The following is a 22358-nucleotide window of genomic DNA, read 5'->3' as shown; positions in this document are numbered from 1 at the left end:
AGCCCTTCGCGCCAGCCCCGTCAGACCACCACGGTGGCCCGGAAGATCGTGCCAGGCCCGGACACTTCGGCCTTTTCCGCCGCCGGTACGAACACGGACTCACCCGGGGACAGGGTGAATTCGCCCGCCTGTACGGTCCCGGCCGTGCACAGCAGGATCTGCGGGGTGGCACGGGTGAGGTCCTGCGAAACCGCGCCCGCCGCGAGGACGTACCGGGAGAGGCGGAACTCGTCGATGGGGGTCTCGTAGACCTCCTCGCCGTCCGGTGACGCCTCCGGCCGCAGTACGCCGGGGTCGCTCGCCTCGAAGCGGACGATGCGCAGGAGTTCGGGTACGTCGACGTGCTTGGGGGTCAGGCCGCAGCGCAGGACGTTGTCGCTGTTGGCCATGATCTCGACGCCGAGGCCGTTGAGATAGGCGTGCGGGACTCCCGCGCCGAGGAACAGGGCTTCACCGGGCTGCAGTTGGACGTAATTGAGCAGCATCGCCGCGATGACACCGGGGTCGCCCGGGTAGTGGTGGGCGATGTCGGCGTACGGCGCGTAGGCGCCGCCGAGCCGGGAGCAGGCGGCCGCGGTCTCGGTGACCGTGTGGGCCATCTCCTCGCGGTCGGCGGTGAGGACCGCCGTCAACACCTCGCGCAGGGCGGCCTCGTCGGGATGCGCGTGCAGCAGGTCGACGTACGGCTTGAGGGAGTCGACGTCCAGGCCGGCCAGCAGGTCGGCGGCGGCACCGGGCGCCCGGAAGCCGCAGAGGCCGTCGAACTCCGTGAGCGCACAGATGAGTTCGGGCTTGTGGTTGGCGTCCTTGTAGTTGCGGTGGCCGGCGTCGATCGGGATGCCGCGGCGCTCCTCGTCCTCGTAACCCTCCTTCGCCTGCGCGAGGTCGGGGTGGACCTGGAGGGAGAGCGGCGCGACCGCGGCGAGGATCTTCAGCAGGAACGGCAGACGGGGGCCGAACTTGGCGACGGCCGCCGGGCCGAGCTCCCGCTCGGGGTCCTGGTCGATCACCTGGTTGAGCGGGCCGCGCGCGGTGCCCGAGGGCGCGCCGGGGTGGGCGCCCATCCACATCTCGGCCTGCGGCTCACCGGTCGGCTCCACGCCGAGCAGTCGCGGGATGGCGGTGATCGAGCCCCAGGCGTAGGGGCGGACGGTGTTGTCGAGGCGGTCCATCGAGTGTTCTCTCCGTACGTACGCTGCTCAGCGGGCGCTGGTCGTCAGGCGCGGGCCGCGGGCCCGGCTGTCCGGCTCGGTCGCCGCCCGGCCCGGGTCATGGTGTCCCGGCACTGGCGGCCGAGTCGTCCGGCGTGGTCAAGATCAGGCCCCCGAAGCGAGCGCGAGGTAAACGGCGGCGAAATCCGTGATGGCGATCAGTTCGGCGAGGGTCTCCAGTTCGGGGCCCTCCTCCGGTTCGAGCTCGCTGATCGCGGTGTCGTGGCTGAGGGCCAGCTCGCGGGCGGCCGGGGCGGCGGTGAGGCCGCCGATGGGACGGTCCCGGAGCAGCACCACGCGCGCGTGCAGGGCCTGCTGTTCCTCGACGCGGTCGCGGAAGAAGTTCTCGGGGTCGGCACCCGCGGCGAGCGCGCCGGAGAGCAGGACGCTGTGCGAGGAGAGCGCCTCGGGGAGTTCGGCGGCGAGCGCGGGACGGCCGGCCAGTTCGGCGAGCGCGGCGACGAAGCGGCGCCCGGCGGGTCCGGCGGAGGCTCCCTCGGTCCAGATCACCGGAAGCGCCTCGGCGAGTTCCACGGCGAGCGTCTTGGCGGGATTGCTGTACGTCGCGATGGCGGGTCCGCAGCGTTCGGCGACCTGGTCGAGGCGGTCGGCGACCTTCTGCAGAGCCTCGGGCGGCGCGGAGAGCAGGCCGGCGCGGTCGAGGATCGCGAGCAGCGGGGTGAGCAGCGCCCACAGGACACCGGGGGCGGACGCGGCGGCGGGCTGGTCCGCCTCGTACGGGGCGGTGGCCATCGGGACGAACAGGCCGTGCGCGCCGTCGACGGCCTCGGCGATCGGGGTGCCGGCGGGGGCCACGGCGACGACGGTGCTGCCGCGGCGGTAGGCCTGTTCGATCAGGAGTCCGAGGCCCGGTTCGGTGCCGTCGGGGGTGGCGACGAGGACGAGGTCCACCGGGCCCGCCCAGCCGGGGAGTTCCCAGCGCAGGGCGCCCGCGGCGGGAGCCACTCCGGCGGGGTGCAGCCGGGTCACGGGGCAGCCGGCGCCGGCGAGGGTGCCGAGCAGGTCGGCGACGCCTGCGGACGCGATGCCGGGGCCCGCGATCAGGACGGCGCGCGGCCGGCCGTCGGGCTTCAGCTCGTTGACGCCTGCCTCGGCGGCGAACCGGGCGGCGGTGCGGACCCGGGCGCCGGCCTCGGCGGCGCCGCGGAGCAGGCCCCGGCGGTCCGCCTCGGACAGTGCGTCAGGGGTGTCGAGCAGCGATTCGTCGAGCATGGGCGGCAGCCTCCGATCCTCGTCGTTACGCGGGGCGGCGGGCCTCGTCGACGAGGAGTACGGGGATGCCGTCCCGGACTGGGTAGGCAAGGCCGCAGTCCTGACCGGTGCAGACCAGCTCGCTCTCCTGCTCCTTGAGCGGGGCGTGGCAGGCCGGGCAGGCGAGGATCTCCAGGAGGCCGGCTTCGAGCGGCATGGGGTGTCCTTCCGAACAGGTGGATGCGGCCTGGTCAGGGTACCGCCGTGGGCCCCGGGGTGCCCCGGCCGGCAGGACGGTCGCCCGGGACGCCGGGCGGCCCGCCTGCACGCGTGGGCGTGGTGCGGCCGGGGAGCGGGCCCGGCGGCTGCGGACCCGCACCCTCAGCGGCGTACGACGTTGCGCGGCCATCCGGCCGTCCGGCCAAGGACCGGCCCCGGCGCCCGCGGGTGGGCCGGCACCCAAAGGCCGGCGCCCACGGACCGGCGCCCACGGACCGGCGCCCTCAGCGGCGTACGGCGCCTCAGCCCCTGATGATCTCCAGCACCTCGTCCCGTACCTTCGCCACCGTCGCCTCGTCCCGCGCCTCCGCGTTCAGGCGCAGCAGGGGCTCCGTGTTGGAGGGGCGAACGTTGAACCACCAGTCGGCGGCGGTGACGGTCAGTCCGTCGAGCTCGTCCAGGGTGACGCCGTCGCGGCCCTCGTACGCCGACTTGATGGCGGCGAGACGGGCCGTCTGGTCGTCGACCGTGGAGTTGATCTCGCCGGATCCGGCGTAGCGGTCGTACTGGGCGACGAGCCCGGAGAGCGGGCCGTCCTGGCCGCCGAGCGCGGCGAGGACGTGCAACGCGGCGAGCATGCCCGTGTCCGCGTTCCAGAAGTCGCGGAAGTAGTAGTGCGCCGAGTGCTCGCCGCCGAAGATGGCGCCGGTCTTGGCCATCTGCTCCTTGATGAACGAGTGGCCCACGCGCGTGCGGACCGGCTTGCCGCCGTTCTCCCGGACGACCTCCGGCACCGACCAGGAGGTAATGAGGTTGTGGATCACCGTGCCGCCGCCGTGCTTGGCGAGTTCGCGGGAGGCGACCAGGGCGGTGATGGCTGACGGCGAGACGGGGTCGCCGTGCTCGTCGACGACGAAGCAGCGGTCCGCGTCGCCGTCGAAGGCGATGCCGAGGTCGGCGCTCTCCTGGCGGACGCGCTTCTGGAGGTCGACGATGTTCTTCGCGTCGAGCGGGTTGGCCTCGTGGTTCGGGAACGTGCCGTCCAGCTCGAAGTACATCGGGACGAGCTCGAGGGGCAGGCCGGCGAAGACGGTCGGCACGGTGTGCCCGCCCATGCCGTTGCCCGCGTCGACGACGACCTTCAGGGGGCGGATGGAGGTCAGGTCGACGAGACCGCGGAGGTACGCCGCGTAATCCTCCAACGTGTCACGCTGGGTGATCGTGCCCGGTGTGGCGTCCGACTTCGGGGCGCCCGAGTCGACCCAGGACTCGACGAGTTCGCGGATCTCGGAGAGGCCCGTGTCCTGACCGACGGGTGACGCGCCCGCCCGGCACATCTTGATGCCGTTGTACTGAGCGGGGTTGTGCGACGCCGTGAACATGGCGCCCGGCAGGTCGAACGCGCCCGACGCGTAGTATAGCTGGTCGGTCGAGCAGAGGCCGATCTCGGTGACGTCGACACCGCGTTCCGCCGCCCCGCGCGCGAAGGCACGCGACAGGCCCGGGGACGAGGGCCGCATGTCGTGACCGATCACGATCGCGTCGGCGTCGGTCACCTGGGCGAAGGCCGCCCCGAACAGCTCGGCCAGCGTCTCGTCCCACTGGTCCGGGACCACCCCGCGGACGTCGTACGCCTTCACGAGCTGTGACAGATCAGCAGCCACGGCCAACCCTCCTGGAGTTCTCGGCAGTGACCCCAAACTACCCGCACGAACCGACAATCGGCTGTGAAGAGGCTGAGCGGACACACACCGTTTGACCTGAGGTTCAGGACCGCGCGACCTGAACCTCACGACCACGCGCCCCGAGAAGGCTCACGGCAGCATCCAGTCCAGGACCGGCGAGCTCTGCCCCATCACGATCAGGCACATGACCAGCAGCAGCCCGATGCTCCAGGGCAGCACCTTGCGCAGCAGGTCGCCCTCGCGCCCCGCGAGCCCGACCGCCGCGCACGCGATGGTCAGGTTCTGCGGCGAGATCATCTTCCCGAGGACACCGCCTGAGCTGTTGGCGGCGGCGAGCAGTTCGGGCGACAGCCCGGATTCCCGTGCGGCGCTCACCTGGAGGGCGCCGAAGAGGGCGTTGGCCGACGTGTCGGAGCCCGAGACGGCGACCCCGAACCACCCCAGGACCGGTGACAGGAAGGCGAGTCCCGCGCCGGCCGCCGCCACGAAGTGACCGATCGTGGCCGCCTGTCCGGACAGGTTCATGACGTAGGCGAGCGCCAGCACGGACGTCACGGTGAGGATGGCGAACCTCAACTCGTGCACGGTGGCCGCCCACTCCCTGACCGCCACGCGCGCGTGCACCCCGAGAACGACCGCCGTCAGCAGCCCGGCGAGCAGCACCAACGTGCCGCCCGTCGACACGATCGGCCAGGTGAAGACGTTCCCGCCGACCGGCTTCCCGTCCGGGCCGACGACGTTCAGGAACGGCCAGTCGAAGACCCGTGTCGCCTTGGCGAGCCAGTCCTTGACCACCGGGATCTGCGCGATCGAGAAGATGACGATGATCAGGACGTACGGGGCATAGGCGCGGACGACTTCGGGGCGCGGGTCGTCCTCGTCCAGGTCCTCGCTGCGTACGCCGGTCAGGACCGCGACGCGTACGGGCTCGGCGGCGGGCCTGCGCGCCTGCGGTACGGCGACCAGCGCGGCCGCACCCGCCAAGGAGGCACCGATGTCGGCGAGTTGCGCGGAGACGTAGTTGGACGCGGCGAACTGTGCGGCGGCGAAGGCGATTCCGCACACCAGGGCGGGCACCCAGGTCTCGCGCAGCCCGCGTCGCCCGTCGACCAGGAACACGAGCACCAGGGGGACGACAAGAGCGAGCAGCGGGGTCTGCCGACCCACTACGGAGGCGACGGAATCCAGGGAAAGACCGGTCACTTGGGCCAGCGTCACCACGGGAGTGCCCATGGCGCCGAAGGCGACCGGCGCGGTGTTGGCGACCAGCGCGACGACCGCGGCGCGCACCGGGTCGAAGCCGAGCGCGACGAGCATGACCGAACAGATCGCCACGGGCGCACCGAAGCCCGCGAGCGCCTCCAGGAGCGCGCCGAAGCAGAAGGCGATCACGAGCGCCTGGATGCGCGGGTCGTCGGACAACCGCCCGAACGAGCGACGCAGGATGTCGAAGTGCCGCGTTCGGACCGTCATCCGGTACACCCAGAGGGCGTTGACGACGATCCACAGGATCGGGAACAGGCCGAAGACGGCTCCCTGGGCGGCACTGGAGAGCGTCTGACCGACCGGCATGCCGTAGGCGAGCCAGGCGACCAGCGCCGCCGCCAGCAGGCCGATGAGCCCGGCGAGATGCGCCTTCATCCGGATGCCGCCCAGCAGGACGAGAACGATGACGAGCGGCAGGGTCGCGACAAGTGCGGACAGGCCGAGCGAGCCGGCGACGGGTTCCAGTTCCTGGACGTACATGGGCGCCTCCCCGGATTCCGCAAGGCGGAAAGCGATTTCTCACGGGCGACGGAATGGTCGGCTCCACGACAGTGCCACGTCAATGGCTGTGCACGGGCGACCGGAATCGGCACACGGGACGCGGGCGGAAGAGGCCCGGTTGCCCCAGCCGACAGCTCGGGAGCGTCAGTTGTCCGGTGAGCGCAGTACCCGCAGATGGCCGCGGCGCGCGACCTCCATGGGGTCCGCCGTACGCGGGTTGGCGCCACCGGCCTCCGCCGTGCGCTGCTGCGGGCGGGCCGCCTCGCGGACCGCGTTGGCGAGCGCTTCGAGGTCGTCGCCGCTGGGGCGCGAGGGAGCCGAGCCGTCGGACAGCCGGACGACCTCCCAGCCGCGAGGCGCGGTGAGGCGCGCGGAGTGCTCGGCGCACAGGTCGTAGCAGTGGGGTTCGGCGTAGGTGGCGAGCGGGCCGAGGACCGCGGTCGAGTCGGCGTAGACGTACGTCAGCGTCGCGACGGCGGGACGGCCGCAAGCGGTGCGCGAACAGCGACGTACAGGGCTCACGACGTTGGACGGTACCGCACTCTTGAGCGGGCCGCGACGACTCTCCCCCGGGTCACTCCACCGTGTCGTGCTGTGAGACGACTCACTCGCACTTCCGAACAGGCGCCGCTGAGCTGGGAGTACGTCCACCGGCACGATCTTGAACGGACCTGGATCCGATCACTACTTGGAGCAAACCCCGTCAATTGCCATGAGATCGACGGTCTTGGAGGGATACGGAAACGAGCCCAACCTTGGCCGGAATGGTCATCGAGCGACAGGACGGGCGACATGAGGCGCGGTGCACGGGCGGTGTCGCCCCGCGGCGGAGACCCCAGCATCGATGTCCCTCCTGGCACAGCACCGATGCCCCTTCCGGCGCGGCACCGATCGGCCCTCCCGGCACGCCCCCAGGGGCGCTTCCCGGCACGGCACCGTGAGTACCGCCCGATGGCGGCTGCGCACTCGCCGTCCCCGGCCGGCCGCGCGGGGGCCGGGCGCCCGGCCCCCGCGGGGACTACGCTTCGTCAGTGATGGACAACCCCGTACCGCCCCGCGCCGCAGCACCCGGGCCCCGCCGCCGCGACCGCCACGGCAGGGGCATGCGCGGCCCCGTCGCGCCGCCTCAGGTCCCGCTGGCCGCGAGCCGCGCCGAGGTCTTCGCCGACCTGGTGCAGGACTCCGTGGAGCGTCTGGAGCGGCGCTGGCCGCAGCTCTCCGAGATCGACTTCCTGGTCCTGGAGGTGCCTCGCATCGACGCCCCCGGCGAGACGTGGAACGACGAGGCCGTCCCCCTGGGAGGCACGATCCCGGCGCACGAGGACCGCCCCGCGCGCGTGGTCGTCTACCGGCGCCCGGTCGAGATCCGCACCAAGAACCGCGACGAGCGCGCGGCCCTGGTGCACGAGGTCGTCGTGGAACAGGTGGCGGAGATCCTCGGGCTGACCCCGGAGACGGTGGATCCCCGGTACGGCGAGGACTGAGGATCGCCGGTGCGGCTCACTGGGACGCCCTCCCGGTGACGACAACACGGCTGCCCGGCCCCGCGGTGACCCTGACCCGGTCCCTCGTCAGGGTCACTCCTTCACCCCCGCCGAGAACCGGGGGGACCGCCGGCCGGGTCGTCGATCGCTACTTCTGCAGCACCGACAGATCCTGCTCCGCCCGCGGCACGGCCACCGTCCCGCGGTCGTCCGGAAGGGTCTGCACCGTGAAGGCGGGCACACCCTCGATCGTGACGGCCAGCGTCCGCGAGGCGTAGACGGAGCCTCCGGACACCGGCTCCACCGTCAGCGCGTACGTGCCCTTGAGGCCGGCGGGGACGGGCGCGTCCACGTTCTGTGTCGTACCGCCCTTGATCGTGTACGTCTTCGTCACCGCCGTACCGCCCCCGCTGCCCGCCGAGGCCGTGACCTTGACCTCGGCGGTACGGCCCGGGGCGGTCAGGGCGAGCGTGCTGCCCTTGGAGCGGTTGTCGGCGACCGTCGCGCGCGTGCCGATCGCGGCGGTGGCCGGGATGAACGCCGTCTCCTGCTTGTCGCCCTTGCCGCGCACCACCCGCAGCGCGGCCACGATCGGCACCGACTCGTCGGTGGGCGTGAGCACCAGGGAACCGGCCTCCCCGCGCGTGACGTCGCCGAGGTCGACGGCGGCGGTCATGCCGGCCTTGACGTGCAGCGTCTCGTTCCCGGCGGGGGTGATCGACCCGGACGGTGAGGCGAGGCGCACCTTCAGGTCGGCGTCGCTGTCTCCGGGCGCGAAGGCGACCAGGCGCACCGACGTGGCGTCCTTGGGGATGCCCGGCAGGACGAGTCCGGCCGCCGGGTCCGTGGCGGCCTGCAGCCAGTCGCCGCCGAGCTTGTCGTCGAGGGCCTGGACGGCGGCGGCCACCCGTCCGCTGCGGACACTCACGTGCACGGTCAGGTTGGTCTGCGGCTCGTCGGTGAGCGTGGACAGCAGGATCGCCTCGCTGGAGTGCGGCTGGACCGTGATGCCCTCCCCCACCGTGGACTTGAGGGCGCCGTCCTTGCCGTACAGCTCGATGTCGACGACGGCGGCCGAGTCGTCCGGGTTGGTCAAGTGCGCATAGTCCGTACGGTCGTCGGAGGTGCTGGCGCCCGGGAACCAGAACTCGGTGTCCGGAGCGGTGCAGTTGGCGCCGAGCAGACCGCGTCCGGTGCCCGCGGCGACCTCGGTCGTCTCCTGGACGGTCCAGCCGGGAGCGAACCTGCCCTCCGCGGTGCCGACGAGCGCGGGCGCGTCGGCACCCGAAGTGGCGCCGGTGACCGGCTTGCCGGGCTCCTTGGGTGTCAGGACAGGCTTGTCGGCCTTCTTCTTGTCCGTGCCGCTCTTGGCGCCGTCCGCCGACTTCCCCGCCGCCGACTTGAGTTGGGCCGTGCCGCTGCTGCCGGTGCCCTTCGAGACGGGCGTGAAGGACGTGTACGCGGTCTCCGCGAGGTCGGAGGTGCTGGGCTGCGGGCAGAGCAGGCTGGTGCGCTCCACGGGCAGTTGAGCGGCCGCTTTCGCCGTGTCGCCGCCGGAGGCGTCGGGCGCGGTGAGCGCGGCGAATCCGGTGACGGCGGCGAGCGCGCCGGCGCCGGCGATCAGGGAAAGGGTGGTGCGGTTCACTGCTGGCTCCCGTCGGGGCGCTCACTGTCGGTGCCATGGGGCGGCTGCGGCGGCACGGGGGGCTGCTCCGGGTCGTACGGCATCTCGTAACCCTGGTGGTACGTCTGGTCGTACGCCGTCGTGCCCCCGTACGCGTACGGGTCGTACTGGCCGCCCTGGTAGGGGTCCGCCTGGTACGGCTGCTCGTAGGTGCCCGCCGGGTACTGCTGGTTGTTCTGGTACTGCTCGCCCCCGTAGGTGCCGTACTCGGCGCCCGCGTAACTCGCCGTGTCCCATTCGCCGTACGCCTGCTGCTGCGGGACGGCGGCGGCGGAGATCTCCTCCGCGGGAGGGGGCGGGAAGCCGGGGTCGTCCGGGTCGGTGAGCTCCGCCTCCGCCTCGGCCTGGGCGCGCAGCCGGCGCGCGCGGCGGCCCTCGCCGGTGACCTCCTGCGCGGGCACGACCGGCTCCTGCTCGGGGAGGTCGTCGTCGACGTCGCGGCGCCGGCCCGGCAGGGCGAGCACCACGAGGACTACGGCCAGCGCGCCCTGCACCCACAGCCAGGCGGTGTGCCCGACCGGGTCGTCGAAGGCGACGTCCAGCTTCCCACCGGCGGCGGGCAGTTCGAAGCCCTGCGCCCAGCCGTCGACCGTGGTGCGGGTGAGCGGCTGCCCGTCCAGGGTGGCCGTCCAGCCCTCGTCGGCCGAGTCGGCGATGCGCAGCACGCGGCCCGCGGCGCCCGCGGGGACGGTCGTGTGCAGTTCGACGGGTCCGGCGGCGACGGCCTGCGGCTCACCGGACTTGGTGACGATGGCGGCTCGGGAGACCTGCCGGTCCACGCGCCACAGGGCGCTGCCGTCCGCCTGGCTGAGCCGGCTCAGGCCCGGCGTGGCGTCCAGGACCCGGCTGACTTCGCGGGGCGCGCCCTTGCGGACCAGGACGTAGCGCACGGCGAAACCGCCGAGCTGGTCGGCCTGGTCGGCGCCGGAGCCGGCCACGAGGTTGGCGACGACCTTGTCGAGCTTCTGGTTCTCGCCGCCCGCCGTGGCGAGTTCGGCGTCGCCGAGCCGGGCGCCGGAGCCGCGGACGAGGGTGTAGCCCACGCGGGCGGTGGTGTCGCTGTCGAGGACGAGGGTGCGGGCCTGGTCGCGGGTGCCGCTCTCCTCGGCGACGAACGCCGGCACCTGCACCGGGTCGCGCCGCTCCACGGGTCCGTCGGCGCCGCCGATCATCCAGCCCGCGGCGACGAGCAGCGGACCGGCGGCCGCGGTGAACGCGATGAGCGCGGCCACCGGCTGACGCCAGCCGAAGCTCTGCTCGGCCACACGCGCGCGTGCCCCGTCGGCACCGACCGCGGCGGCGGCCAGCAGGGCGAGGCCGTAGACGAGGGTGGCGGGGCCGGCCCAGGTGGAGCTGTTCGACAGCACGGCGAAGACGAGAGCGACCAGGGCGACGGCCCAGGCCCCCCACACCGCCCGCTGCCGCTCGCTTCGCAGCAGGGCGGCCAGCGCGGCCAGCACGATGCCGATGAGCATCAGCCCGCTGACCGTGCCCGGACCGCCCGGGCTGGCCCCGAGCAGATCGAGCGAGGAGGCGGCGCTGTCGCCGTACTCCAGGCCGGCTTCCTTGAAGAAGCCGAACGGAAGCAGCGTCAGCGACCACGGGGCGAGGATCAGCAGCGGCGTGCCGAGCTGGGCCAGGAAGCGCAGGCCGTAGGCGGTGATCTCGCCGCGGCGCACCACGAGGAGGGCGATTCCGAGGACCAGCGCGATCGGCCACACGATCGGCGTGAAGGCCGTCGTGAACGTCAGCAGGAGCGCGTACGCCCAGGTGGCACGCCAACTGCCGCGCGCACCCGAGGAGTGGGCGAGGCCGCTGGCCGCGACGCCCGCGCGCGCGATGAGCGGGAGCAGGATCGCGAGAACCGCGGTGCCGATCCGGCCGCCGGCGAGAGCGCCGGTGGCGGCGGGCAGGAAGGCGTACGCGACGGAGGCCCAGGCGCGCAGCAGTCGCGACTCGGCGAGGGGCCGCGAAGCGAAGTACGCCGCGAAGCCGGCCAGCGGCACGGAGCAGACGAGGAGCACGGTGACCGCGAGCCCGGTGGAGCCGAACAAGAGGCTCGACAGCATGGCGACGAGTGCGAGATACGGCGGCGCGGACTGCGTGCCGCCTGCGCCCACCGGATGCCAGCCGTCCAGATAACGCGACCAGAGCTCGGAGGAGTCGGCCGGCGCGGGCAGCAGTGCGCCACCGGCCAGCGCGCCACCGCCGAGCAGCGCGCGGCAGGCGATGAGCGAGACGAACAGCAGGACCACGAAGAGCACCGGTCCGGGCTTGCGGGCGACGCGCTTGAGCCGGGCGAACTGTTCGACCTCCAGGAAGTCGGCGTCGTCGCCGCCGGGTCCGGACTCGACCGCTCCGCCGTGCCGTCCGGCGCCGGCGACGGTCTCGGGGTCGGAGCGGCCGACGAGACTGCCCGCGGCCTGTTCGACGGTGGCCCGGACTGTGGCACCGGGCGGCGGGAACAGCGCGCGCAGCTCCCCCTTGTCGACCTGCGGGCGGCCGCGCCTGCGCCGGCCCGCGATGATCCGCTCCGGGCGGAGCAGTGTCCCCAGCAGGCCGCGGATCTCGTCGACGGCCTGTCCGGGGACCTTGCCGACCAGATACGCGACCGTGCGCACCAGGGTGCCGAGCACGAGCCGGATCAGGATCCAGGGCAGCTGTGCCGTACGCGCGTTGACGAGGAGGGTGTACGTGGCGCCCGCTTTGTCGACCTTGTGCGGGGAGGCGGAGGTGCGGCCCACGCAGTCGACGGTGCGGCGCTCGCGGGAGGCGGCCTCGGCGTGCCGGACGACCGCCTCGGGGGCGACGAGGACGCGGTGTCCGGCGGCCTGGGCGCGCCAGCACAGGTCGACGTCGTCACGCATCAGGGGCAGCCGCCGGTCGAACCCGCCGAGCTCCTCGAAGACATCGCGCCGGATCAGCATGCCGGCGGTGGACACGGACAGCACGGGGTGGACGTGGTCGTGCTGGCCCTGGTCCTGCTCGCGGCGGTCCAGGCCCGTCCAGCGGCGGCCGGAGTTGGCGATGGTGACGCCGACTTCCAGGAGCTGCCGCCGGTCGTACCAGCCGCGGAGCTTGGGGCCGACGACGGCGACTTCATTGCCGAGCTCCTGCTCGTTCTCCACGACGCGCAGCAGCTGGGCCAGGGCGTCCGGGTCGGGGGCGCTGTCGTCGTGCAGCAGCCACAGCCACTGCTCGGGCTCGCCGTGCGGGAACTCCGGCAGGTCGTAGGCGTCGTCGCGCCAGGTGCGGGTGACGGGATCCCACCCGCTGGGACGCTTCAGATACGGCAGGTCGTCCGGCGTGAGCACGCCCGCGTTGCGGGAGGCCTCTTCCACGGCCTGACCGAAGCCGGTCCGCCGAGCGAGGTGCAGCACGCGCTCGGCGCCGAGCGCGTCGGTGAGGAGCTGGGCGGAGTCGTCCGCGCTGCCGGTGTCGGCCGCCATCGCGTTCTGTACGGGGCGCTCCTGGCCGAGCAGGCCGGCGAGCGCCTCGGGCAGCCAGCGGGCGCCGTCGTGGGAGACGAGCACCGCGGTCACCACGTGGCGCGGGAACTCAGGAGCGGCAGCGTCGTGTTGGGCTGCCGGATGGCTGTGCACGGACATCGAGGTACGGGCCCCGGTTCGATGGACTGCGGTGGACGTCTGTGTCCGGCGGGGACAGCGGGACGTCTCGGACGAGGGCCCACACTAACGGCTGAGCAGCACAGCGGCCCGCCGCCTGTGGACAACCCACACGCGACGGGCCGGTCTTACGTCTCGGTACGGAGGGCCCTCGGCACTCAGGAACGGCGCCGTCCGGTCAGACGGCGGCCTTCTTCAGACGTCGTCGCTCCCTTTCGGACAGACCGCCCCAGATGCCGAACCGCTCGTCATTGGCGAGCGCGTATTCGAGGCACTCGGAGCGGACCTCACAGGCGAGACAGACCTTCTTGGCCTCGCGGGTGGAGCCGCCCTTCTCGGGAAAGAAGGACTCGGGGTCGGTCTGGGCGCACAGCGCGCGCTCCTGCCAGCCGAGTTCCTCGTCCGCGTCGTCGACCAGCAGTTGCTGCACCAGCTCGGTCATGTGCGCCCCTCGTCTGTCTTTCGCGTCCCCGTGATGCTGCCGTTACCGATTTCGGCTGAACGACACGAGTGAAATTACAAGTGTGCCGATCCGGGCCAGTCAAGCCGAGATCTGCTATTGGGCCCCTTATTCACTCTGCGGAACCAAGGCTATGCGGAAAGTGTTCAAATCGGCATAAACCAAGACAGCCGCAGGACCCAGGCGGGGCGCCCGATCCCTCGAAGGGAGAGACGCCCAGGAGTTCGATCTCGTTCCGACACGTACGACGAAGCGAACCGGATCACATATGGATCACGGGATCGCGGCGAGGTTTGCGCGCCCGGTTGTGCGCCATGTGTCCGGGGAGCCTCCTGAACAAACCTTTCGCCTGCGAGTTGAACCGGATGAGGTGAAACATCTCCCACATGGCGGACGTGAAGTTGACAGTCGAGGTGTGAACCGATGTGCTGGTGGGCATGCTCGCGAACTTGGCGCCCGCCTCGACCCGCACCGCCGGGTCCCACGGTGCTGCCCGCGCTCGCTGTTGCTGTTGCTGTCCCAGCTGTTGAGCCGTACCGCGCTCCGGCTGCCTCGCCCCACCGAGGCGACATCCCGCCCGCACCAGGGCGACCCCTCCCGCCCGTGATCCGGTCGGAACCCGTCTGCGACACCCCAGCACTCTCCCGCCGAGGAACCACCGCACCCATGAACAGCGACAACGACCTCCAGATCGCCGGGGACATCCTCGAGGTCCCGCACCTGCTCCAGCCGCCGCGCGAACACCCCGCCACGGTGGCCGAGTTCGTCGGCCTCGCCCGCTCCATCGCCGCCGACCGCTCCCAGTGGGAGCACCTCGTCCAGTACGACGCGACCTCACGCTGGTACCACCGGCTGCAGACCGGACCGGGCTACGAGGTGTGGCTGCTCTCCTGGGTGCCCGGGCAGGGCAGCGGACTCCACGACCACGGCCTCTCCTCCGGCGTACTGACGGTGCTGGACGGCGCGCTGACCGAGCGGACCGATCGCGGCACGCGCGCGTTGCGCGCCGGTGCACAGCGGGTCTTCGCGCCGGGTTACGTCCACGAGGTCGTCAACGACACGCTCGAACCGGCGGCCAGCCTGCACGTGTACTACCCCGGGCTCACCGAGATGCCCATGCACGCCGCCCGGTGCGCGGTCGCCGAGGTCTCGTAACCGGCTGACACGTTGTCGTAGCCGCCTGCAAGACTGAACCCCATGCGCATTGTGGTTCTGGCAGGCGGCATCGGTGGTGCCCGGTTCCTGCGTGGTCTTCAGCGGGCCGTGCCGGACGCGGACATCACGGTCATCGGCAACACCGGGGACGACATCCACCTCTTCGGGCTGAAGGTCTGCCCGGACCTCGACACGGTGATGTACACGCTCGGCGGCGGTATCAACGAGGAGCAGGGCTGGGGGCGGGCCGACGAGACGTTCCACCTCAAGGAGGAGCTCGCGGCGTACGGGGTCGGGCCGGAGTGGTTCGGACTCGGCGACCGCGACTTCGGCACACACATCGTGCGGACGCAGATGCTCGGCGCCGGCTATCCGCTCAGCGCCGTCACCGAGGCGCTGTGCGACCGGTGGAAGCCGGGCGTCCGGCTGATCCCCATGTCCGACGACCGCGTGGAGACGCATGTCGCCGTCGAGATCGACGGCGAGCGCAAGGCGATCCACTTCCAGGAGTACTGGGTACGGCTGCGGGCCTCCGTCGAGGCGCAGGCCGTGGTGCCGGTCGGAGCCGAGCAGGCCAAGCCCGCGCCCGGCGTCCTCGAAGCCATCGCCGAGGCCGATGTCGTGCTCTTCCCGCCCTCCAACCCCGTGGTGTCCGTCGGCACGATCCTCGCGGTGCCCGGCATCCGGGAGGCGATCGCCGACGCGGGTGTCCCGGTGGTCGGCCTCTCCCCCATCGTCGGGGACGCGCCCGTGCGCGGCATGGCCGACAAGGTGCTGGCCGCGGTGGGCGTCGAGTCGAACGCCGCGGCGGTCGCCGAGCACTACGGCTCGGGGCTCCTGGACGGCTGGCTCGTCGACACGGTGGACGCGTCCGTGGTCGAGCGGGTGGAGTCGGCGGGCATCCGCTGCCGGGCCGTACCGCTGATGATGTCCGACCTCGACGCCACGGCGCAGATGGCGCGTGAGGCGCTGACGCTGGCGGAGGAGGTGCGGGGCATTTGAGCGACGACCTGTCCACGCGCGCGGGGGCGGCCCCGGGCTACCGGGTGTGGGCCCTGACCGGCCTCCCGGAGGTGCAGCCGGGCGACGACCTCGCCAAGCTCATCGCCGCGGCCGAGCCGGATCTGGTCGACGGGGACGTGCTCCTCGTCACCTCGAAGATCGTCTCCAAGGCGGAGGGCCGGGTGGTCGAGGCGGCCGACCGTGAGGCGGCCATCGACGCCGAGACCGTACGCGTGGTGGCGCGGCGCGGCGCCCTGCGCATCGTCGAGAACCGGCAGGGGCTCGTGATGGCCGCGGCCGGCGTCGACGCCTCCAACACACCGGCCGGGACCGTACTGCTGCTGCCCGAGGACCCCGACGCGTCCGCGCGCGCCCTGCGGGACGGGCTGCGGGACGTGCTGGGGGTCGACCTCGGCGTCGTCGTCACCGACACCTTCGGGCGGCCGTGGCGGACCGGGCTCACCGATGTCGCCATCGGGGCCGCGGGCGTACAGGTGCTCGACGACCTGCGCGGGGGCACGGACGCGTACGGCAATCCGCTCAGCGCCACCGTCGTCGCCACGGCCGACGAGCTCGCCGCCGCGGGCGACCTGGTGAAGGGCAAGTCCGCCGGGCTGCCCGTCGCCGTCGTGCGCGGGCTGGCGCATGTGGTGGCCGAGGACGGCGGCGAGGGGGCGCGGGCGATGGTGCGCGGCGCGCGCGACGACATGTTCCGGCTCGGTACGTCGGAGGCAGTCCGCGAGGCGGTGACCCAGCGGCGCACGGTGCGGGCCTTCACCGACGAGCCGGTCGACCCGGGTGCGGTCCGGCGCGCGGTGGCCGCGGCGGTGACCGCTCCGGCGCCGCACCACACGACGCCCTGGCGGTTCGTGCTCCTGGAGTCCGAGGAGTCCAGGACCCGGCTGCTCGACGCCATGCGGGACGCGTGGATCGCGGATCTGCACCGGGACGGGAAGTCGCCGGAGTCGATCGCCAAGCGCGTGCGGCGCGGTGACGTGCTGCGCGCGGCGCCCTACCTGGCGGTGCCGTGTCTGGTGACGGACGGCTCCCACACGTACGGGGACACGCGCCGGGACGCGGCCGAGCGGGAGATGTTCGTGGTCGCCGCCGGCGCCGGGGTGCAGAACTTCCTGGTGGCGCTCGCCGGTGAACGGCTCGGCTCGGCATGGGTGTCGTCGACGATGTTCTGCCGGGATGTCGTACGGGAGGTGCTGGGGCTGCCCGAAGGGTGGGACCCCATGGGCGCCGTCGCCGTCGGGCACGCGGCCGAGGAGCCGAAGGCGCGGCCCCCGCGGGACGCCGCCGCCTTCATCGAGGTGCGCTGAGTCACCCGGCTCAGGCGTCAGGACCGCCTACCCTCGTAGGGCACCCCGAGCACCCCTAGGACCCATCCGTGGCTGGACGTTTCGCTCCCCGGCCGACGCGCACGACCGTGCGCGGCGGGCATGTCGCCGTGCCCGGAGGCGTGCCGCGGCAGGAGAGCGCCGGCGGGCGGCGGCGGACCTGGGTGCCCGAGGGCCCGCTCGATCTCGGACTGGTGCTCGGACCGCTGCGCCGAGGGCCGGGCGACCCGACCTTCCGTACGACGCCGGACGGGTCCGTGTGGCGGGCCAGCCGTACGCCCGCCGGGCCCGGCACGCTGCGGGTCGCGGCGCGGGGCGGGGCCGTCGAGGCGGCGGCGTGGGGGCCGGGGGCGGACTGGCTGCTGGAGCAACTCCCCGCACTGCTGGGGGCGTTGGACGACCCGAGCGTCTTCGAACCACGGCACCGGCTGGTGGCCGCGGCGCGGCACCGGCGTCCCGGACTGCGGCTGACCCGGACCGGCCTGGTCCTGGAGTCCCTGATCCCGTCGATCCTCGAACAGAAGGTCACTACGGACGAGGCGTACCGGGCCTGGCGCTTGCTCGTACGGAAGTTCGGGGAGCCGGCGCCGGGGCCTGTGGACGGGCGGATGCATGTCATGCCGGCTCCGCGGAGCTGGGCGCTGATTCCCTCCTGGGAGTGGCACCGGGCCGGGGTCGACAACAAGCGGGCGTCGACGATCCTGCGGGCGGTGCGGGTGGCTCCGCGGCTGGAGGAGGCCGTGGCCCTCGACCCCGTGCGGGCCCAGGCCCGGCTGGAGCTGGTGTCCGGGATCGGGCCCTGGACCTCCGCCGAGGTCGTGCAGCGCAGTCATGGGGCCGCGGATTCGGTGACGGTCGGGGATCTGCACCTGCCCGGGATCGTGGGGTACTCGCTGGCGGGCGACCGCGATGCGGACGACGCGGTGATGCTGGCGCTGTTGGAGCCGTACGCCGGGCAGCGGCATCGGGCGGCGCGGTTCATTCTGCTGGGTGGGCGTACGCCGCCGCGGCGGGTGCCGAAAATGCCTCGATGGGACATCGGGCGGCTTTAGCCGGGGGCGGCGGCCTGGCGGAATCCAGGGCGGTTTTCGCCCCCTCCGCCCCTTCCCGTCCCGTCCCTGGGGCCTCCGCCCCCAGACCCCCGTATCGCGCTGCGCGCTCGTCCTCAAACGCCGGACGGGCTGGAAATCTCCAGCCCCTCCGGCGCGAGTGGTCCGGCGTGGCTACTGGTCCGACGAGAAGCGGACCGCGCCCGCTGGGATGCGGGCGTCGCACCATACGCGGACGCCTTCGCGCAGTTCGTTGTCCGGGCCGATGAGCGCGGCGTCCCCGATGACCGCGCCGGTGAGGATCGAGCGCCGGCCGATGCGGGCGCGGGCGCCGACGAGGGAGTCCGTGATGACGGCGCCGGGTTCCACCACGGCGCCCTCCAGGATCGCGCTGCCGGCGATACGGGCGCCCTCGCCGACGTACGCGCCCTCGCCGACCACCGTGCCGCCGGTGAGTTTGGCGTCGGGGGCGACCGTGGCGGTGGGGAGGACGAGGCGGTCGCCGCAGCGGCCGGGGACGGCCGGGGAGGGGGCGCGGCCGAGGACCAGGTCCGCGGAGCCGCGGACGAAGGCCTGCGGGGTGCCCAGGTCGAGCCAGTACGTGGAGTCGACCATGCCCTGGAGGTGGGCGCCCGTGGCGAGCAGCTCCGGGAACGTCTCGCGCTCCACCGAGACCGGGCGGCCCGCGGGGATCGTGTCGATGACCGAGCGGCGGAAGACGTACGCCCCCGCGTTGATCTGGTCGGTCACGATCTCCTCCGGGGTCTGCGGCTTCTCCAGGAAGGCCGTCACACGACCCGAGGAATCCGTCGGGACCAGGCCGTACGCCCGCGGGTCCTCGACCCGGGTGAGGTGCAGGGAGACGTCCGCGCCGGAGGTCTCGTGGGTGCGGACGAGAGCGGGGATGTCCAGGCCGGTGAGGATGTCGCCGTTGAAGATCAGCACCGGTTCGTCCGGCCCCGAGTGCAGGCGCGAGGCCACGTTGCGGATGGCGCCGCCGGTGCCGAGGGGCTCGTCCTCGGTGACGTACTCGATGTGGAGACCCAGCGCCGAGCCGTCACCGAAGTACGGCTCGAAGACCTCGGCCAGGTACGAGGTCGCCAGGACGATGTGCTCCACGCCCGCCGCCCTCGCCCGCGCCAGCTGGTGCGTGAGGAACGGGACCCCGGCCGCCGGAACCATCGGCTTGGGGGTGTGCACGGTGAGCGGGCGCAGTCGGGTGCCTCTGCCGCCGACCAGGAGGATCGCTTCAGTCACCTGTCGTCTCTGCTTCCTGCTGGGGCCGGCCGAACTGTGTTTCGGCCGGCCAGTGTATGCAGACCGTTCGACGGCCGATCCGACGGCCGCTTCCATCGACGTGGGGTGTCACCGGTCCTCATCGGCCCTGGTAGCGAGCCGCCGTGGAACGGGCCGTGCCGAGCTTGCTGTAGAGACGGCGTCCCGGACACTCGGTGGCGAATCCGTCCCGATGGCCGGAGATCACATTCAGTCGTACGTTCTTTCCTTTTCGGTAGAGATTGCCACCACCGGACTTCAGGTATGTCTTGCCGCGCGGATTGGCGCCGAACAAGCCCAGCTTCCAGGCGGTGAGCTTCGCGATGGCCTTCACCGCCGCGGCGGTCGGCTTGGCGGAGCCGAAGCTGCCGAGGACGGCGATCCCCATGCTGTTGGTGTTGAACCCGAGGGTGTGGGCACCCATGACGGGCTTCGCCACGCCCCCGGCGCGGCCTTCGTAGATGGTCCCGCACTTGTCGACGAGGAAGTTGTAGCCGATGTCACGCCAGCCGCTGCTCTTGACGTGGTAGCGGTAGATACTGCGGATGACCGAAGGGGCTTGAGAGCAGCTGTACTTGTTGCCCGACGCGGTGTGGTGCACGAAGGCCGCCTTGACCCTCCCCGTGTAGATGAAGCCCCGCTCACGGAGGCTCTCGTTCGCGCCCCAGCCCCGGCGCGTGACGATGCGCGGGCGCGGGCCGATGTAGGGCTGTGCGCGCCGCTCGCTCTCCTGCTGTACGCGCCGTGCGCTCCCCAGTGCGCGCTGTTCACTCCCCTGCACCGCGCGCCGCTCAGTTCCGCGCTGCTCAGCTCCTCGCGCCGCGCCCGGCGCGCGTTCCTCGTCCCGCGCCCCTTGCGTGGCGAGGAACTCCTCCTCGGTCCGCTCCTTGGAGAGCGCCGGGATCTCGGTGGCGCCCAGGGGCGCGAGGTCGGCGTTGGCGGCGGCCTCTTCGGCCTGCGCGCCCGCGCTCGGCGCCTCCATGGGGGCGCGCGTGGAGGGTCCCGCGCCGGGGTCGACGAGTTCGAGGTGCAGCCCCCTGGGGAGCGGCGAGTCGTCGGCGGAGGTGGACCGGTCGTCCGTCTCTGCCTGCACCCGCACCTCGACGCCGTTCGAGTTGCCCACCCACAGCGGCGCCGTCGCCCCGCGCACCCGGCCCGAGTCGCGCTCGGCGGTGTCGGGGTCGGCCGCGTGTTCGTGGTTGTGCGTCTCGACGTCCTGCCAGCCGGACCAGCGGTTGCCGCCCGCGGACCGGGTACGGACCTGGACCCGGCCGTGCAGCTCGGTGTCCGGGTCGTCCCAGATGACGCCGAGGAGCGAGAACGGTCGTACGTCCCGTCTCATCACGCCCTGTTCGGACGCGGCGGATCCGATGGCCCGGTCGCGGGTGAGCGGGGCGAGAGGGAGGGACTGGGTACTGCCGGGGACGGCCGCCTCCGCCGCGGCGGCGTTGGCGGCGTTCGCAGCACTGGAGGCGTTGGACGCGTTGGACGCGTTGGACGCGTTGGACGCGGCGCGCGTCCCGCCCGGGGACGACGCCTCGTCCGCCCGGAAGGCGGAGGCCGTCTGCGCCCTGGGCACGGAGGCCGAAGCAGGCAGGGCGCCCGGAAGGGCCAGGGCCGCCGCACACGTGACACCGATCGAGGAAGCAAGAAATCCACGCATGCCAACGATCGTGGACATAGTCATACATATCTGTCCATCGGGGAATTGACGGGTCGTCGGGCCCACTCGTCCGATCCGGCGAACCGTCAGCTCTGACGCGCCGGGCGCCCCCGCGTACGCTTGCCCGCGTGACCGCCACCGACCGCACCCCTGCCGACCTGCTGCGATCCGCGCTCGCTACGGATCCCGCACGCCCCCTGGTGACCTTCTACGACGACGCCACGGGCGAACGCGTCGAACTGTCCGTGGCCACCTTCGCCAATTGGGTGGCCAAGACCGCCAATCTGCTCCAGGGCGAGCTCTCCGCCGAGCCCGGCGACCGGGTCGCGCTGCTGCTGCCCGCGCACTGGCAGACAGCGGTGTGGCTGCTCGCGTGTTCCTCGGTGGGCGCCGTCGCGGATGTCGGGGGCGATCCGGCCGCCGCGGACCACGTCGTCGCGGGGCCCGGCGAGTTCGAGGCCGGTCTCGCCTGCTCGGGCGAGCGGATCGCGCTCTCGCTCGCGCCCCTGGGACGCCGCTTCCCCGCCCCGCCGGCCGGCTACGCCGACTACGCCGTCGAGGTACCGAGCCAGGGCGACCGCTTCCAGCCGTACGCGCCCGTGGACCCGGAGGAGCCGGCGCTGATCGTCGCCGGGGCGGAGTACACGGGCGCCGAGGTCGTCGAGCGGGCCCGCGCCGACGCGCCCGCGCTCGATCTGACGGGACCCGGCTCGCGCATCCTGTCGGCGCTGTCGTACGACACCTGGGAAGGGCTGAGCGCCGGGCTGTACGCAGCGCTCGCGGCCGGCGGGTCCGTGGTGCTGTGCCGCAACCTCGACCAGCTGGGTGAGGACGGCCTGGCCAAGCGGATCGAGAGCGAGCGGGTGACGGCGACAGCGCGGTAGCCCTCCGGGCGAGGAGCACCGCCCGCCCAAGGCACCCCGGAGCCGTCGGACCGCAACACGGCCCGCCCCCGGAAAACGCGGCGACCCGCGGGCGGGCACCGGCCACAAGAAAGCCCGGCGCACCCACCGCACCCGGAGCCGCCGGACCGCGAGACGACCCGTTCCCGGACCACCCGCCGGGCGAGCCCCGGCCACCAGAGAACCCCGCCCACCCACCGCACCCGGAAACCGCCCGACCGCGAGACGACCCCTCCCCGACGACCCGACGACCCGACGACCGGCAACCCGGCAGGCGAGCACCGGCCACCCACCGCAGCCGGAGCCGCAGCCATCCGGCCGCGAGACGGCCCAGACGGCCCCTCCCGGGCAGCCCAGTAATCCTCCGAGGCGCACACACGGTCCCGCGACTGCGGAACGCTCCTCCCGGTAGCCCTCCCTGGGAACAGGGAGGGCCCATCGCGAGGCGGCCTCCGGGACAGCGCGGCCAACCCCTCCGGGCGAACCGGGCGCGGCCGAGCGGGGGACGCCTCTCGGGGGTGCCGGCTCCGAGCGCTCCCCACCCCGCACCCGGCCGCTCCGGTGGGCGCCCGCCGTCGCCCGTTCGGCCCACACCCAACCCCCGCCCACGGGCCCACCGGC

The 22358-nt window shown here is 72.9% G+C and carries 17 protein-coding genes; 6 read left to right on the top strand and 11 right to left on the bottom strand.

The features are described 5' to 3' along the window. Positions 1 to 20: 20 nt before the first annotated feature. The 6 genes from manA to ACFWM2_RS14670 all read right to left on the bottom strand — a co-directional run bounded on the left by manA (position 21) and on the right by ACFWM2_RS14670 (position 6616). Positions 21 to 1172: a mannose-6-phosphate isomerase, class I gene (manA, locus tag ACFWM2_RS14695; RefSeq protein WP_383278244.1), complete on the bottom strand. Its 1152-nt coding sequence runs from the start codon at positions 1170 to 1172 to the stop codon at positions 21 to 23. Positions 1173 to 1316: 144 nt separating this feature from the next. Continuing rightward, the gene (locus ACFWM2_RS14690; protein ID WP_383278241.1) at positions 1317 to 2444 is read right to left on the bottom strand and encodes an SIS domain-containing protein; all 1128 of its coding nucleotides are present in this window, start codon (positions 2442 to 2444) and stop codon (positions 1317 to 1319) included. Between the two features lie 25 nt (positions 2445 to 2469). Then, positions 2470 to 2640: a Trm112 family protein gene (locus ACFWM2_RS14685; RefSeq protein ID WP_266699539.1), complete on the bottom strand. Its 171-nt coding sequence runs from the start codon at positions 2638 to 2640 to the stop codon at positions 2470 to 2472. A gap of 304 nt (positions 2641 to 2944) precedes the next feature. Beyond that, on the bottom strand, positions 2945 to 4306 hold the full coding sequence (locus tag ACFWM2_RS14680; protein WP_383278238.1) for a phosphomannomutase/phosphoglucomutase: 1362 nt from the start codon (positions 4304 to 4306) through the stop codon (positions 2945 to 2947). Between the two features lie 150 nt (positions 4307 to 4456). Next, positions 4457 to 6073, bottom strand: a complete 1617-nt coding sequence (locus ACFWM2_RS14675; RefSeq protein WP_383278235.1) for an L-lactate permease — start codon at positions 6071 to 6073, stop codon at positions 4457 to 4459. Positions 6074 to 6238: 165 nt separating this feature from the next. Beyond that, positions 6239 to 6616, bottom strand: a complete 378-nt coding sequence (locus ACFWM2_RS14670; RefSeq protein ID WP_383278232.1) for a DUF3499 domain-containing protein — start codon at positions 6614 to 6616, stop codon at positions 6239 to 6241. A 512-nt stretch (positions 6617 to 7128) separates the two neighbouring features. On the opposite strand from ACFWM2_RS14670, the gene ACFWM2_RS14665 reads away from it, so the two are divergent. After that, entirely contained in the window at positions 7129 to 7578 is a 450-nt protein-coding gene (locus ACFWM2_RS14665; RefSeq protein WP_383278352.1) for a metallopeptidase family protein, read from the top strand. A 148-nt stretch (positions 7579 to 7726) separates the two neighbouring features. Here ACFWM2_RS14665 and ACFWM2_RS14660 read toward each other — a convergent pair whose 3' ends face one another. The 3 genes from ACFWM2_RS14660 to ACFWM2_RS14650 all read right to left on the bottom strand — a co-directional run bounded on the left by ACFWM2_RS14660 (position 7727) and on the right by ACFWM2_RS14650 (position 13330). Next, positions 7727 to 9223 carry a DUF5719 family protein gene (locus tag ACFWM2_RS14660; RefSeq protein ID WP_383278229.1) on the bottom strand — a complete coding sequence of 499 codons (1497 nt, stop codon included), beginning with the start codon at positions 9221 to 9223 and terminating at the stop codon, positions 7727 to 7729. Then, positions 9220 to 12870, bottom strand: coding sequence for a glycosyltransferase (locus ACFWM2_RS14655; RefSeq protein WP_383278226.1), 3651 nt, complete (start codon positions 12868 to 12870; stop codon positions 9220 to 9222). Before ACFWM2_RS14655 ends, ACFWM2_RS14660 begins: the two co-directional genes overlap by 4 nt. Before the next feature lie 196 nt (positions 12871 to 13066). After that, positions 13067 to 13330 (bottom strand): WhiB family transcriptional regulator, encoded by a 264-nt coding sequence (locus ACFWM2_RS14650; RefSeq protein WP_003975777.1) that lies wholly within the window; start codon positions 13328 to 13330, stop codon positions 13067 to 13069. A gap of 684 nt (positions 13331 to 14014) precedes the next feature. Between ACFWM2_RS14650 and ACFWM2_RS14645 the strand changes: the two genes are divergently transcribed. The 4 genes from ACFWM2_RS14645 (at position 14015) to ACFWM2_RS14630 (ending at position 17900) form a co-directional block, all read left to right on the top strand. Further along, complete coding sequence (locus tag ACFWM2_RS14645; protein WP_383278223.1) at positions 14015 to 14503, top strand: cysteine dioxygenase; 489 nt, start codon at positions 14015 to 14017, stop codon at positions 14501 to 14503. 42 nt (positions 14504 to 14545) lie between these two features. Continuing rightward, on the top strand, positions 14546 to 15505 hold the full coding sequence (gene cofD, locus ACFWM2_RS14640) for a 2-phospho-L-lactate transferase (RefSeq protein ID WP_383278220.1): 960 nt from the start codon (positions 14546 to 14548) through the stop codon (positions 15503 to 15505). After that, positions 15502 to 16830, top strand: coding sequence for a coenzyme F420-0:L-glutamate ligase (locus ACFWM2_RS14635; RefSeq protein ID WP_383278217.1), 1329 nt, complete (start codon positions 15502 to 15504; stop codon positions 16828 to 16830). Before cofD ends, ACFWM2_RS14635 begins: the two co-directional genes overlap by 4 nt. Positions 16831 to 16898: 68 nt before the next feature. Beyond that, positions 16899 to 17900 (top strand): DNA-3-methyladenine glycosylase family protein, encoded by a 1002-nt coding sequence (locus ACFWM2_RS14630; RefSeq protein WP_383278214.1) that lies wholly within the window; start codon positions 16899 to 16901, stop codon positions 17898 to 17900. A 171-nt stretch (positions 17901 to 18071) separates the two neighbouring features. Here the strand turns inward: ACFWM2_RS14630 and ACFWM2_RS14625 are convergent, their stop codons facing one another. Both ACFWM2_RS14625 and ACFWM2_RS14620 read right to left on the bottom strand, forming a co-directional pair. Then, entirely contained in the window at positions 18072 to 19154 is a 1083-nt protein-coding gene (locus ACFWM2_RS14625) for a sugar phosphate nucleotidyltransferase (protein ID WP_383278211.1), read from the bottom strand. 118 nt (positions 19155 to 19272) lie between these two features. Further along, the gene (locus ACFWM2_RS14620) at positions 19273 to 20835 is read right to left on the bottom strand and encodes a peptidoglycan recognition protein (RefSeq protein ID WP_383278208.1); all 1563 of its coding nucleotides are present in this window, start codon (positions 20833 to 20835) and stop codon (positions 19273 to 19275) included. A gap of 128 nt (positions 20836 to 20963) precedes the next feature. Between ACFWM2_RS14620 and ACFWM2_RS14615 the strand changes: the two genes are divergently transcribed. Next, positions 20964 to 21719 carry a TIGR03089 family protein gene (locus ACFWM2_RS14615; protein ID WP_383278205.1) on the top strand — a complete coding sequence of 252 codons (756 nt, stop codon included), beginning with the start codon at positions 20964 to 20966 and terminating at the stop codon, positions 21717 to 21719. Positions 21720 to 22358: the final 639 nt, after the last annotated feature.

This window comes from Streptomyces sp. NPDC058371 (genome assembly GCF_042723265.1).
Lineage (GTDB): Bacteria > Actinomycetota > Actinomycetes > Streptomycetales > Streptomycetaceae > Streptomyces.
Note: the sequence above shows the minus strand (reverse complement) of the source record. Positions and strands in the feature narration are given on the sequence as shown.

Coding starts and splice junctions, on each gene's coding strand:
- manA (WP_383278244.1), bottom strand. CDS start 1,172: ATGGACCGCCTCGACAACACCGTCCGCCCCTACGCCTGGGGCTCGATC.
- ACFWM2_RS14690 (WP_383278241.1), bottom strand. CDS start 2,444: ATGCTCGACGAATCGCTGCTCGACACCCCTGACGCACTGTCCGAGGCG.
- ACFWM2_RS14685 (WP_266699539.1), bottom strand. CDS start 2,640: ATGCCGCTCGAAGCCGGCCTCCTGGAGATCCTCGCCTGCCCGGCCTGC.
- ACFWM2_RS14675 (WP_383278235.1), bottom strand. CDS start 6,073: ATGTACGTCCAGGAACTGGAACCCGTCGCCGGCTCGCTCGGCCTGTCC.
- ACFWM2_RS14665 (WP_383278352.1), top strand. CDS start 7,129: ATGGACAACCCCGTACCGCCCCGCGCCGCAGCACCCGGGCCCCGCCGC.
- ACFWM2_RS14655 (WP_383278226.1), bottom strand. CDS start 12,870: ATGTCCGTGCACAGCCATCCGGCAGCCCAACACGACGCTGCCGCTCCT.
- ACFWM2_RS14650 (WP_003975777.1), bottom strand. CDS start 13,330: ATGACCGAGCTGGTGCAGCAACTGCTGGTCGACGACGCGGACGAGGAA.
- ACFWM2_RS14645 (WP_383278223.1), top strand. CDS start 14,015: ATGAACAGCGACAACGACCTCCAGATCGCCGGGGACATCCTCGAGGTC.
- cofD (WP_383278220.1), top strand. CDS start 14,546: ATGCGCATTGTGGTTCTGGCAGGCGGCATCGGTGGTGCCCGGTTCCTG.
- ACFWM2_RS14620 (WP_383278208.1), bottom strand. CDS start 20,835: ATGCGTGGATTTCTTGCTTCCTCGATCGGTGTCACGTGTGCGGCGGCC.